Here is a 12,337-nt window from a genome sequence, read left to right as displayed (position 1 = left end):
CCATGCTGCAAGTCGACAAACTCCACCAGTACTACGGCGGCAGCCATATCCTGCGCGGCCTGAGCTTCGAAGCGAAGATCGGCGAAGTCACCTGCCTGCTCGGGCGTAACGGTGTGGGCAAGACCACCCTGCTGAAATGCCTGATGGGCCTGATCCCGGCCAAGGAGGGCAGCATCAACTGGGAAGGCCAGACCATCAACGGCCACAAGCCGCACCAGCGCGTGCACGCCGGCATCGCCTATGTGCCGCAGGGCCGCGAAATCTTCCCGCGCCTGACTGTGGAAGAAAATCTGCTGATGGGCCTGTCCCGTTTCGGCGCCAGCGAGGCCAAGACCGTCCCCGAGTTCATATACGAGCTGTTCCCGGTGCTGCGCGAGATGAAGCAGCGCCGTGGCGGCGACCTTTCCGGTGGCCAGCAGCAACAGCTGGCCATCGGCCGCGCGCTGGCCAGCAAGCCGCGCCTGCTGATCCTCGACGAGCCCACCGAAGGCATCCAGCCCTCGGTGATCAAGGAGATCGGCGTGGTCATCCGCAAGCTCGCCGAGCGCGGCGACATGGCCATCCTGCTGGTCGAGCAGTTCTACGACTTCGCCGCCGAGCTGGCCGACCAGTACCTGGTGATGAGCCGCGGCGAGATCGTCCAGCAGGGCCGTGGCGAGACCATGGAGACCGATGGGGTGCGCGGCCTGGTGGCGATCTGAACGGCGACACCCGGCTCGTGCTCTGCGCATAATCGGCGCCTCGTTCCCGCTGGATGCCGGCATCAATGACCGCACTGCGCCACCTGCTGCTACCCCTCTGCGCCCTGCTCGGCTGCGCCATGGTCATCTATGGCGGCAGCCTGCCGGACTACTGGGCAAGCCGCGCCATGCCCGAGGGGATGGAGCCAGCCTATCCACTGCAATGGGTGCTGCTGTTCTGCGCCATCGTGCTGGCCGAGTGTGGCTTGCTGCTGGCCGTGCTGCGGCCCTGGTCGTATTGCCGTTCCTGGGGCCGCGCCTGGTGCGCCACCCTGCTGGCACTGCCGATGGCGCTGTTTTGGGTGGCCGGCGTGCTGCATTCTCCGCCGCACTATGGCCTGCACCTGCAGTGGTGGTTGCTGGTATGCGCCGCCCTGCTGGTACTGAGCCTGTACTCCAGCATCGCCGCCTGGCTGCACAAGCGCGCCGAGCGGGCCGCCGGGTAGAAACCCCGCGCAGCGTTTTCCGCCAGCGGTTACTGCAACGAATCCACCAGAAAATTCAGCCGCGCCGGCTGCTCGCCATCCAGGCCGGGCAACTCGGCCTCATCTTTCAAAGTGACCCCGGACAGCTGGCGCCGGCAGGCCTCGCGCATCAGGTACAGCAGCTTGTGCGCGGCCACGCCGTAGCTCAGACCCTCCAGGCGCACGTTGGAGATGCAGTTGCGGAAGGCGTCGGTGAGGCCGACCTTCGGCGCGTAGGTGAAGTACAGGCCGAGGCTGTCTGGCGAGCTCAGCCCCGGGCGCTCGCCGATCAGGATCACCACCATCCTGGCGCCGAGCAGCTCGGCCACTTCGTCGGCCACCGCCACTCGCCCCTGCTGCACCAGGCACAGCGGTGCCAGCGACCAGCCATCGTCCGCCATCTGCTCGCGCAGGCGCTGCAGGAACGGCTGGCTGTGGCGCTGCACGGCCAGGGCGGACAGGCCGTCGGCGATCACGATGGCCAGATCGTAGCCCTGCGCGTGTTCTGCTCGATGGCGACGCAAGATCTCCACCGATGGCGCATCCAGGCGCCGGCCCAGGTCCGGGCGCTGCAGGTAGACATGTCGGTCCGCCGCCGCGCTGTGCAGCAGCAGTGCTTGCTCACCACCGTCGCCGAGCTGCGCGACCAGCGCGCTGCAGTCCAGCGGCAGGTGCACGGCATCGCGCGCCTGGGCGTGGGCGAACTGGAAGTCCAGCTGCGCGCCGGTCGGCAGGCTGGTGCCGGCGCGGCCCAGGGCGATGCGCGCCGGGGTCAGGCGGCGCAGTGCCTGCCAGGGATCGTCGATGGCGCCGCTCGGCGCCTTATCGTCGTGCATGCGGGTCACCCGAGTTGTGCCAGCGCCTGGCGGAAGGCCGGCGGCAGGCTGCCGCCGAGGCGTACCCGGCCGTCGCGCTGGTGAAGAATTTCCATACGCTCCAGCCAGGCCTCGAACTCCGGCGCCGGGCGCAGGCCGAGCAGCTGGCGGGCGTACAGCGCGTCGTGGAAGGAGGTGGTCTGGTAGTTGAGCATCACGTCGTCGGAGCCGGGAATGCCCATGATGAAGTTGATGCCGGCCGCACCGAGCAGGGTCAGCAGGGTGTCCATGTCGTCCTGGTCGGCCTCGGCGTGGTTGGTGTAGCAGATGTCGCAGCCCATCGGCACGCCGAGCAGCTTGCCGCAGAAGTGGTCTTCCAGGCCGGCGCGGATGATCTGCTTGCCGTTGTACAGGTACTCGGGGCCGATAAAGCCGACCACGGTATTCACCAGGAACGGCTGGTAGTGGCGCGCCACCGCGTAGGCGCGCACCTCGCAGGTCTGCTGGTCGACGCCGTGGTGGGCGTTGGCCGACAGCGCGCTGCCCTGGCCGGTCTCGAAGTACATCAGGTTGTCGCCCAGCGTCCCACGCTTCTGCGACAGCCCGGCCTCGTAGCCTTCCTGCAGCACCTGCAGGGTGATGCCGAAACCGGCGTTGGCCGCCTCGGTGCCGGCGATGGATTGGAATACCAGGTCCACCGGCGCGCCGCGCTCGATGGCGGCGATGGAGCTGGTGACGTGGGTCAGCACGCAGGCCTGGGTGGGGATCTCGTAGCGCTGGATGATCGCGTCGAGCATCTTCAGCAGATCGGTCAGCGCGCCCAGGCTGTCGGTGGCCGGGTTGATGCCGAACATGGCATCGCCGTTGCCGTACAGCAGGCCGTCGAGAATGCTGGCGGCGATGCCGGACGGATCGTCGGTCGGGTGGTTGGGCTGCAGGCGCGTCGACATGCGGCCGCGCAGGCCCATGGTGTTGCGAAAACGGGTGACCACGCGAATCTTCTGCGCCACCAGGATCAGGTCCTGCACGCGCATGATCTTCGACACCGCTGCCACCATCTCCGGCGTCAGCCCCGGCGCCAGGGCGCGCAGGCTGGCCTCGTCGGCACGCTCGCCGAGCAGCCAGTCGCGGAAGCCGCCGACGGTGAGGTGGGCGACCGGGGCAAAGGCCGCCGCGTCGTGAGTGTCGATGATCAGCCGGGTGATCTCGTCGTCTTCGTAGGGAATCAGTGCCTCGCTCAGGAAATGCTTGAGCGGGATATTGGCCAACGCCATCTGTGCGGCGACGCGCTCGGCATCGCTGCTGGCGGCCACGCCGGCCAGGTAGTCGCCGGAGCGCGCCGGGCTGGCCTTGGCCATGACCTCGCGCAGGCTGTCGAAGCGCCAGGTGTGCTGGCCGACGGTATGGGCGAATGTGGCCATGAATACTCCTGAAACAAGCGCCCGCCGTTGCCGGCGGGCGTGGATCCATTACGGTTGCAGCAGGGCGTCGGCCGGCACGGCGTCGCGCTGGGCGCCGGTCAGCAGGAAGTACACCATGCCGATGCTCATCAGGCCGAGGAACAGCAGCGCGATGGTGCCGTTGAACCAGATCATCGCGGCCAGGCACACCAGCGCCAGGGCCAGGGCGATTCCCGGCACCAGCGGGTAGCCCGGCGCCTTGAAGGTGCGCTCCAGGTGCGGCTCGCTCTTACGCAGCTTGAACAGGCTGAGCATGCTCATGATGTACATGACGATGGCGCCGAACACGCTCATGGTGATCATCGCCGCGGTCAGGCTCATGCCCTGCAGGGCGATCAGGCCGTCGCTGTAGATCGCCGCGATACCTACCAGGCCACCGGCGATGATGGCGCGGTGCGGGGTATGGAAGCGCGACAGCTTGGCCAGGGCCGGCGGCAGGTAGCCTGCGCGAGCCAGAGCGAAGAACTGGCGGGAATAGCCGAGGATGATGCCGTGGAAGCTGGCGACCAGGCCGAACAGGCCGATCCACACCAGCATGTGCAGCCAGCCGGAGTTCTCACCGACCACGGTTTTCATCGCCTGCGGCAGCGGGTCGTTGATGCCGGACAGGGCCTTCCAGTCACCCACGCCACCGGCCATCACCATCACGCCCAGCGCCAGGAACACCAGGGTCAGTATGCCGGCGATATAGGCCCGCGGGATGGTGCGTTTCGGATCCTTGGCTTCTTCGGCGGCCATGGCCGCACCCTCGATGGCGAGGAAGAACCAGATGGCGAACGGAATCGCGGCGAAGATGCCGGCGATGGCAGGCATGCCGAACACATCGCTACCGGCCCAACCGTTGAGCACGAAGTTGCTGAAGCTGAAGCCCGGTGCCACCACGCCCATGAACACCAGCAGCTCGGCGACCGCCAGCACGGTGACCACCAGCTCGAAGGTGGCGGCGATGCTGACGCCAAGGATGTTGAGGGTCATGAAGATCAAGTAGGCACCGACCGCCGCCAGTTTCGGGTCGAGCCCGGGGAACTGCACGTTGAGGTAGGCGCCGATGGCCATGGCGATGGCCGGCGGGGCGAAGACGAATTCGATCAGGGTGGCCATGCCGGCGATCATCCCGCCGGTGGGGCCGAAGGCGCGACGGCTGTAGGCGAAGGGCCCACCAGCGTGCGGTATTGCGGTAGTCAGTTCGGTGAAGCTGAAGATGAAGCAGCTGTACATCGCCGCCACCATCAGCGTGGTGACCAGGAAGCCCAGCGTGCCCGCGGCGCCCCAGCCATAGCTCCAGCCAAAATATTCCCCGGAAATCACCAGACCCACGGCGATGCCCCACAGGTGCAGGGTGCCGAGCGTCGGTTTCAGTGTCGTTGTTGTCATTGCCAATTCCTCGATGTGAGAGCCACGTCAGACGTCGATCGCTTGGCGAGGATATCCAGCCAACCCCGGCCGAGACTTGACCTTGCAAAGTCCGCGCGCAGCTGCAGAGTCAAGTCGCCACAAGGCCTGCAGACCGCTCTGCGGCGGGCTTTTGCGCCACATGAGTGCATTTCGTTGCGAGTACGCCCCAAGGCGATGCAGACACCGGCCGAGGTGAAAACCCGCCGGCCAGTCCAGAGCCTCTGCGCAGCGGGGCACGACTATTGCTAATCCCTGCCCATCACCCTGGCGCGCACCGTCCATGTCCCTGAACATTCCTCATCCGCTGGCCATGACCGACGCCCCGAGCAATCTCGGCGTGCTGTCGGCCGCCGCCAGCGGACTGGATCGTTTCATCGGCCTGCAGGGTGGCGACGCCGAGCGGGTCTTCGGCGTGGCCGGCATCGACCCCGACCTGCTGCTGCACCCGACCCTCAGCCTGAGCCTGAGCAACTACTGCAAGGTGCTGGAGGAAGCTGCGAGCCAGTCCGGCTGCGACAACTTCGGCCTGCGCTACGGCCAGCAATTCCAGCCGCGCGCCCTCGGCCTGCTCGGCTACGTCGGGCTGTGCTCGGACACGCTGGAGCAGGCGCTGCGCAACTTCGCCCTGGCCTTCCCCTATCACCAGCACGACACGCTGATCCGCCTGGTGGATATCGGCGAGTGCTACCGCTTCGACTATCAGGTGCGCCACCCGGCGATCCTCGACAAGCGCCAGGACGCCGAGCTGACCATGGGCATGGCGCTGAACCTGGTGCGCCATGTGCTGGGCCCGACCTGGGCACCGCGCGCCGTGCTGTTCGAGCATGGCAAGCCGGAAGGCTGGCGCGAGCACCAGGCGGTGTTCGATGCGCCGATACTGTTCGACCAGCCGTGCAATGCCCTGCTGATTCCCAAGCGCGACATCGTCGGCCGGCTGATGCCCGAGCGCGACCCGGTGCTGCTGATGCTGGTGCAGGACGCCATCGCCCGCCTAGGCGGCCAGCAGCACCAGCAGTGCCTGGTCGACCAGGCCCGCGGCCTGGTGCGTGACGCCCTGCCGCTGGGCGAGCCGGGCCTGGAGCAGATCGCCGCCGGCCTCGGCCTGAGCGGTGCCGGTCTGCAGCGCCGTCTGCGCGAACAGAATCTCAGCTATTCCGCGCTGATCGACCAGGTACGCCGCGAGCTGGCCCTGCACTACCTGCGCCGGCGCCTGCCGATCACCGAGCTGGCGCCACTGCTCGGCTACTCCGAGACCAGCGCCTTCTCCCGCGCCTTCCGTCGCTGGTTCGCCACCAGCCCGCGGCAATGGCTGCAGGCACCCACGGCCTGAGCCCACCTATGCAGTCATTCGTCATCGCGATATACACTGGCGCCCCGTTCGCCCCGGCCGGATGCCCACGATGAACGCCCCCGTTAACCCGACCCTGTTCACCCCAGCCTGGCACGCCGAGCTGGAGCTGGCCTATGCCCGCCAGCAGGAGTGGACGCGTCCGACCCTGCGCCGCCACCTCGGCCCGCTGCGGGTGCAGAAGCATCTGCATGCCGAAGGTCCCGAGGTGTGCCAGCACATCATCGTGCATCCGCCGGCCGGCATCGCCGGTGGCGACAGCCTGAATATCAGCGCCAGCGTTGGCGAACAGGCCTGGGCCCAACTGACCAGCCCCGGCGCCGCCAAGTGGTACCGGGCCAACTGCCCAGCGCGGCAACAGGTGGAACTGCGCGTGGCGCCCGGCGCCACCCTGGAATGGCTGCCGCAGGAGACCATCGTCTATTGCGGCGCCCAGGCCGAGCTGAGCACCCGCATCGAACTCGCAGGCGATGCGCGCCTGTGCTACTGGGACATGGTCGCCCTCGGCCGCCCGGCGGCCGGCGAACGCTTCGCCAACGGCCATTTCCAGTCCGCCCTGGATATCCGCCGCGACGGCCAGCCGCTGTGGCACGAACGCCAGCGCGTAGTCGGCGGCGATGGCCTGCTCGACTCGCCCATCGGCCTCGATGGCCAACCGGTATTCGCCACCCTGCTGATCACCGGCGAAGTCGACGCCGAACTGCTGGAACGCTGCCGCGAGCTGCCCTGCCCGGCCGGCCATACCGTGCGTGGCGACCTGACCCAACTGCCGGGCCTGGTCGTGGCCCGCTGCCTGGCCGGCGAGGCGCTGCACGCCCGCGCCTGGCTGATCGAACTCTGGCGCCTGTTGCGCCCTGCCCTGCTCGGCCGCGAGGCCGTGCCCCCGAGAATCTGGAGTACCTGATGGATCTTTCGCCCCGCGAAAAGGACAAGCTGCTGATCTTCACCGCCGGCCTGGTGGCCGAACGGCGCCTGGCCCGCGGCGTGAAGCTCAACTATCCCGAAGCCATGGCGCTGATTTCCGCGGCCCTGCTCGAAGGCGCCCGCGACGGCCGCACGGTGGCCGAGCTGATGCATTACGGCACCACCCTGCTGACCCGCGAGCAGGTGATGGAGGGCGTGCCAGAGATGATTCCGGAGATCCAGATCGAAGCCACCTTCCCCGACGGCACCAAGCTGGTGACCGTGCATCAGCCGATTGCCTGACCATGAGCCTGATCATTCGCGACGCAGCCGACGCCGACCTGCCCGCTCTGCGCGACATCTTCAACGACGCCGTGCTCAACACCACCGCGATCTGGATGGACGACGTGGTCGACCTGGCCAATCGTCAGGCCTGGTTCACCGCCCGCGCCCAGCAGGGCTACCCGATCCTGGTAGCGGAGAACGCCACCGGTGAAGTGGTCGGCTACGCCTCGTTCGGCGACTGGCGTCCCTTCGATGGCTTCTGCCACACCGTCGAGCATTCGGTGTACATCCGCGCCGACCAGCGCGGCAATGGCCTCGGCCCACTGCTGATGGCGGCCCTGATCGAGCGTGCCAGGGCCTGCGGCAAGCACGTGATGGTCGCTGCCATCGAGAGCGGCAACGCCGCCTCGATCCGCCTGCACGAACGCCTAGGCTTCGTCACCACCGGGCAGATGCCCCAGGTGGGCCGCAAGTTCGGCCGTTGGCTGGACCTGACCTCTATGCAGCTGATCCTCACCCCGGAGCGCAGCGCGCCATGACGCCGCTCATCGAGCGCCTCGCCGCCGCGGACTTCGAGCAGTACCGCCCACAACTGATCCGGCTGCTGCTCGACGCCGTCACGCAGGGCGCCTCGGTGGGCTTTCTCGCCGACCTCGACGAGGTCGAGGCCGGCTCCTATTTCGACCAGGTGCTGCAAGGCCTGCGTGATGGCTCGCAGCTGATCTGGATCGCCCAGGACAGAGGCCAGCTACTGGGCAGCGTGCAGCTGGGCCTGTGCCAGAAACGCAATGGCCTCAACCGCGGCGAAGTGCAGAAGCTGCTGGTGCACAGCAGTGCCCGCCGCCGCGGTATCGCCCGCGCGCTGATGCTGCGCCTGGAGGGCGAAGCAGCCGAGCTCAAGCGCGGCCTGCTCTATCTGGATACCGAGGCGGGCAGCGACGCCGAACCCTTCTACCAGGCGCTGGGCTACACCGGCATCGGCGGCCTGCCCGACTACGCCTGCGGCCCGGACGGTACTTACCGGGCCAACGCCATCTACTACAAGACCCTGTCGAGGCCCCAGCCATGATTCCCGGCGAATACCAGATTCAGGACGGCGAGATCGAACTCAACGTCGGCCGCCGCACCCTGCGCGTGACCGTGGCCAACAGTGGCGACCGGCCGATCCAGGTCGGCTCGCACTTCCACTTCTTCGAGACCAACGACGCGCTGAGCTTCGACCGCGCAGCCACGCGGGGCATGCGCCTGAATATCGCCGCCGGCACCGCCGTGCGTTTCGAGCCGGGCCAGTCGCGCGAAGTGGAGCTGGTCGAGCTGGCCGGCAACCGCCGCGTCTTCGGCTTCGCCGGCCGTATCATGGGAGCGCTGTGATGAAGATTTCCCGCCAAGCCTATGCCGACATGTTCGGCCCCACCGTCGGCGACAAGGTGCGCCTGGCCGATACCAACCTATGGGTCGAGGTGGAGAAGGACTTCACCACCTACGGCGACGAGGTGAAGTTCGGCGGCGGCAAGGTCATCCGAGACGGCATGGGCCAGAGCCAGCTGTGCGCCAAGGATGTAGTCGACACGGTGATCACCAACGCGCTGATCATCGACCACTGGGGCATCGTCAAGGCGGATGTCGGTTTGAAGGGCGGGCGTATCGCCGCCATCGGCAAGGCCGGCAATCCGGACATCCAGCCCGACGTGACCATCGCCATCGGCGGCGCCACCGAGGTCATCGCCGGCGAGGGCATGATCCTCACCGCCGGCGGCATCGACACCCATATCCACTTCATCTGCCCGCAGCAGATCGAAGAGGCCTTGATGAGCGGCACCACCACCATGATCGGCGGCGGCACCGGGCCGGCCACCGGCACCTTCGCCACCACCGTCACCCCGGGGCCGTGGCACATGGCGATGATGCTCAAGGCCGCCGACGCCTTCCCGATGAACATCGGTTTCACCGGCAAGGGCAACGTCTCGCTGCCCGAACCGCTGATCGAGCAGGTCAAGGCCGGCGCCATTGGCCTCAAGCTGCACGAGGACTGGGGCACCACGCCGGCGGCGATCGACAACTGCCTGAGCGTGGCCGACCAATACGACATCCAGGTGGCGATCCATACCGACACCCTCAACGAATCCGGCTTCGTCGAAACCACCCTCGGCGCGTTCAAGAACCGCACCATCCACACCTACCACACCGAGGGTGCCGGTGGCGGCCACGCGCCGGATATCATCAAGGCGTGTGGGTTCCCGAATGTGCTGCCCAGCTCGACCAACCCGACCCGGCCGTTCACCCGCAACACCATCGACGAACATCTGGACATGCTGATGGTCTGCCACCACCTCGACCCGAGCATCGCCGAGGACGTAGCATTCGCCGAAAGCCGCATCCGCCGCGAGACCATCGCCGCCGAAGACATACTGCATGACCTCGGCGCGTTCTCGATGATCAGCTCCGACAGCCAAGCCATGGGCCGCGTCGGCGAAGTGATCACCCGCACCTGGCAGACCGCCGACAAGATGAAGCAGCAGCGCGGCGCCCTGCCCGGCGACGGTCCGGGCAACGACAACTTCCGGGTCAAACGCTACATCGCCAAGTACACCATCAACCCGGCGATCACCCACGGCATCAGCCACGAAGTCGGCTCCATCGAAGTGGGCAAGTTCGCCGACCTGGTGCTCTGGCGCCCGGCGTTCTTCGGGGTGAAACCGACGCTGATCCTCAAGGGCGGCGCCATCGCCGCCAGCCTGATGGGCGACGCCAACGCCTCAATCCCGACCCCGCAGCCGGTGCACTACCGCCCCATGTTCGGCAGCTACGCCGGCATGCTGCACGCCACCAGCCTGACCTTTATCAGCCAGGCGGCCATGGAGGCAGGCGTGCCGCAGCAGCTCGGTCTGCAGAAGCAGATCGGCGTGGTCAAAGGCTGCCGCGAGGTGACCAAGGCCGACCTGATCCACAACGACTACCTGCCGAGCATCGAGGTCGACCCGCAGAACTATCAGGTCAAGGCCGACGGCCAACTGCTCTGGTGCGAGCCGGCCGAGGTACTGCCGATGGCGCAGCGTTACTTCCTGTTCTGAGCCGTGCGCCTCAGGAACGCCGCTGGCTCCAGGCCAGCGCCGCGCCACTGAGGATGATCACGGCCATGCCGAGCACGGCCCAGGCATCGGGCAGGTGACCAAACACCACGACGCCGATCAGCGCGGCGATCAGGATCTGCCCATAGGTGAAGGGCGCCAGGCTGGCGGCGCTGGCGAAGCGGTAGGCATGAGTCAGCAGCATGTGCCCGGTCATCGCCAGACCACCCAAGGCCGCCATCAGCAGCACGTCCATCGGCGCCGGCGTCTGCCAGGTCCAGGGCAGCAGCAGGCCGGTTCCCAGGCTGCCCACCAGCGCGGTGAGGAAGTTGCTGGTGGCCGGGGCATCGGTAGCGCTGAGCCGGCGGGTGAGCAGCTGGTACAGACCGAAGCAGAACGCGGCGGCCAGGGGCAACAGGCTCGCCGGAGTGAACAGCTCGCCACCGGGACGCACGATCAGCAGCACGCCGAGCAGGCCACCGCCCACCGCCAGCCACACCCCACGACTGACCGCCTCCTTCAGCCACAGCACCGACAGCACCACGACCACCAGCGGTGCCAGGAAGATCACCGCCGTCGCCTCGCCCAGCGGGATGTAGCGAAGTCCGGAGTAGAACAGCAATGTCACCCCGACCAGGCTCAGGCCACGCGCCAGCTGCAGCAGCGGCCGGCGGGTGCGCACCAGGTCCAGCCCCATGCGCGGGGCGAACACCACCAGCATCAGCAGGTTCTGCGCCAGGTAGCGCAGGCACACCACCAGTAGCAGCGGATAGGAAGCGGTGAGGGTCTTGGCCAGGGCATCCTGGCTGGATAGCAGCAGGCCGGCGGCGAGGATCAGCGCAATGCCCAGACCGGGGCGGGAATGCTGGTGCAAGATCAGAACAACCTAATAATGAGCCGGCTAACTATTTTGCCAAAAACCATTTCTGCCAACCAGCGCCGACCGTCCACTGACCCGGCGCCGATTGGGTATGGGACTAGAGTGAATGCACCGCTCCGCTGATCGAGGTCGCCATGTCCACGCCACTCCGCACCACCCTCCTCACCTGCTCGCTATTGCTGAGCACAACGGCCGGCGCCGAGACCCTGGTTCCGCTCAACGGCCAGAGCCAGCAGCAGATCCAGAGTGATATCGCCTCCTGCCAAAGCCAGGCTTCCGGCACTTCCAGCAGCTCGACTAGCAGTGGTGGCGGGCGCCTGCGCGGCGCCGCCGTGGGTGCTGCAGCAGGTGCGGCGGCTGCCGAAGTACGCGGGCGCCAGCACGACGAGGCCTATGACCGCATCGACGATGATGTGAAGCAGGAGTACCGGCAGAACCAGGCTCGGGAGGCGGCAGCCGCCGGCGTGGTGGTCGGCGGTTCCCGGCAGCGCCGCGATCGGCGTGAAGAGCGGCGCAACGACCAGGCCGCACAAAGCAGCTCCAGCCAGGCCTATGTGAGTTGCATGAGCTCCCGCGGCTACTCGATCAGCCCGTGATCAGCGCAGCTGGCTGTCCTTGCTGCCGCGCCTGTTGTAGCCGCTGAACGCCGCCTGCTCTCTGTCGTGCTCCGCCTGGCATTTCACGCACAGGCGCACGCCGGGCACCGCCTGGCGGCGGGCCTCGGGGATCGGGGCGTCGCATTCTTCGCAATGATGCAGGCTCTCGCCCCTGGGCAGCTGGCTGCGCGCCCGGGCGACGGCATCCTCGATGCTGCTGTCGATCTGTTCCTGCACTGCGCTATCGTTGGTCCATCCGCCGGCCATGAAGCACCTCCAGGCATCTGTCTTATAGGCAGATATGCGCCCGCCACCGGCCGATTGCAAGCGCAGCGCCAGCCCGCCGGCTGGCTATGCTTGCAGTAACCGCGAGGGAATTCCGC

Annotated in this window: 15 protein-coding genes; 10 read left to right on the top strand and 5 right to left on the bottom strand. The window is 67.3% G+C overall.

The genetic code is table 11. From position 1 onward, the window contains the following. Positions 1-2: 2 nt before the first annotated feature. Positions 3-701: an urea ABC transporter ATP-binding subunit UrtE gene (gene urtE, locus FFS62_RS17415; protein WP_137974110.1), complete on the top strand. Its 699-nt coding sequence runs from the start codon at positions 3-5 to the stop codon at positions 699-701. 65 nt (positions 702-766) lie between these two features. Beyond that, on the top strand, positions 767-1,186 hold the full coding sequence (locus FFS62_RS17410) for a hypothetical protein (protein ID WP_137974109.1): 420 nt from the start codon (positions 767-769) through the stop codon (positions 1,184-1,186). Positions 1,187-1,215: 29 nt separating this feature from the next. On the opposite strand, the gene eutC is transcribed toward FFS62_RS17410, so the two are convergent. From eutC to eat, 3 genes are read right to left on the bottom strand one after another with little or no spacing between them, the layout of a single operon-like run. Beyond that, positions 1,216-2,040, bottom strand: coding sequence for an ethanolamine ammonia-lyase subunit EutC (eutC, locus tag FFS62_RS17405; RefSeq protein ID WP_137974108.1), 825 nt, complete (start codon positions 2,038-2,040; stop codon positions 1,216-1,218). A gap of 5 nt (positions 2,041-2,045) precedes the next feature. Further along, entirely contained in the window at positions 2,046-3,440 is a 1,395-nt protein-coding gene (locus tag FFS62_RS17400; RefSeq protein WP_137974107.1) for an ethanolamine ammonia-lyase subunit EutB, read from the bottom strand. Between the two features lie 48 nt (positions 3,441-3,488). Continuing rightward, complete coding sequence (gene eat, locus FFS62_RS17395) at positions 3,489-4,853, bottom strand: ethanolamine permease (RefSeq protein ID WP_137974106.1); 1,365 nt, start codon at positions 4,851-4,853, stop codon at positions 3,489-3,491. Between the two features lie 301 nt (positions 4,854-5,154). Here eat and FFS62_RS17390 point away from each other — a divergent pair, with 301 nt between their 5' ends. The 7 genes from FFS62_RS17390 to ureC all read left to right on the top strand — a co-directional run bounded on the left by FFS62_RS17390 (position 5,155) and on the right by ureC (position 10,481). Then, positions 5,155-6,204 (top strand): AraC family transcriptional regulator, encoded by a 1,050-nt coding sequence (locus FFS62_RS17390; RefSeq protein ID WP_137974105.1) that lies wholly within the window; start codon positions 5,155-5,157, stop codon positions 6,202-6,204. Between the two features lie 70 nt (positions 6,205-6,274). Then, positions 6,275-7,126: an urease accessory protein UreD gene (locus FFS62_RS17385; protein ID WP_137974104.1), complete on the top strand. Its 852-nt coding sequence runs from the start codon at positions 6,275-6,277 to the stop codon at positions 7,124-7,126. Beyond that, positions 7,126-7,428 (top strand): urease subunit gamma, encoded by a 303-nt coding sequence (ureA, locus tag FFS62_RS17380; protein WP_137974103.1) that lies wholly within the window; start codon positions 7,126-7,128, stop codon positions 7,426-7,428. The genes FFS62_RS17385 and ureA overlap by 1 nt, the downstream gene beginning before the upstream one ends. A gap of 2 nt (positions 7,429-7,430) precedes the next feature. Beyond that, positions 7,431-7,949, top strand: coding sequence for a GNAT family N-acetyltransferase (locus FFS62_RS17375; RefSeq protein WP_137974102.1), 519 nt, complete (start codon positions 7,431-7,433; stop codon positions 7,947-7,949). Beyond that, positions 7,946-8,479 carry a GNAT family N-acetyltransferase gene (locus tag FFS62_RS17370; protein WP_137974101.1) on the top strand — a complete coding sequence of 178 codons (534 nt, stop codon included), beginning with the start codon at positions 7,946-7,948 and terminating at the stop codon, positions 8,477-8,479. The genes FFS62_RS17375 and FFS62_RS17370 overlap by 4 nt, the downstream gene beginning before the upstream one ends. Further along, entirely contained in the window at positions 8,476-8,781 is a 306-nt protein-coding gene (locus tag FFS62_RS17365; protein WP_137974100.1) for an urease subunit beta, read from the top strand. Before FFS62_RS17370 ends, FFS62_RS17365 begins: the two co-directional genes overlap by 4 nt. Further along, entirely contained in the window at positions 8,781-10,481 is a 1,701-nt protein-coding gene (gene ureC / locus FFS62_RS17360) for an urease subunit alpha (protein ID WP_137974099.1), read from the top strand. The genes FFS62_RS17365 and ureC overlap by 1 nt, the downstream gene beginning before the upstream one ends. 10 nt (positions 10,482-10,491) lie before the next feature. Here ureC and FFS62_RS17355 read toward each other — a convergent pair whose 3' ends face one another. Continuing rightward, positions 10,492-11,352: a DMT family transporter gene (locus tag FFS62_RS17355; protein WP_137974098.1), complete on the bottom strand. Its 861-nt coding sequence runs from the start codon at positions 11,350-11,352 to the stop codon at positions 10,492-10,494. A gap of 140 nt (positions 11,353-11,492) precedes the next feature. Between FFS62_RS17355 and FFS62_RS17350 the strand changes: the two genes are divergently transcribed. Further along, positions 11,493-11,954: a YMGG-like glycine zipper-containing protein gene (locus FFS62_RS17350; protein ID WP_137974097.1), complete on the top strand. Its 462-nt coding sequence runs from the start codon at positions 11,493-11,495 to the stop codon at positions 11,952-11,954. On the opposite strand, the gene FFS62_RS17345 is transcribed toward FFS62_RS17350, so the two are convergent. Then, on the bottom strand, positions 11,955-12,221 hold the full coding sequence (locus FFS62_RS17345) for a DksA/TraR family C4-type zinc finger protein (protein WP_137974096.1): 267 nt from the start codon (positions 12,219-12,221) through the stop codon (positions 11,955-11,957). Positions 12,222-12,337: the final 116 nt, after the last annotated feature.

Source organism: Pseudomonas sp. F(2018), from assembly GCF_005508865.1.
In the GTDB taxonomy this organism is placed as follows: domain Bacteria; phylum Pseudomonadota; class Gammaproteobacteria; order Pseudomonadales; family Pseudomonadaceae; genus Aquipseudomonas.
The sequence above is the reverse complement of the archived record's forward strand: the minus strand, read 5'-3'. Positions and strand labels throughout refer to the sequence as shown.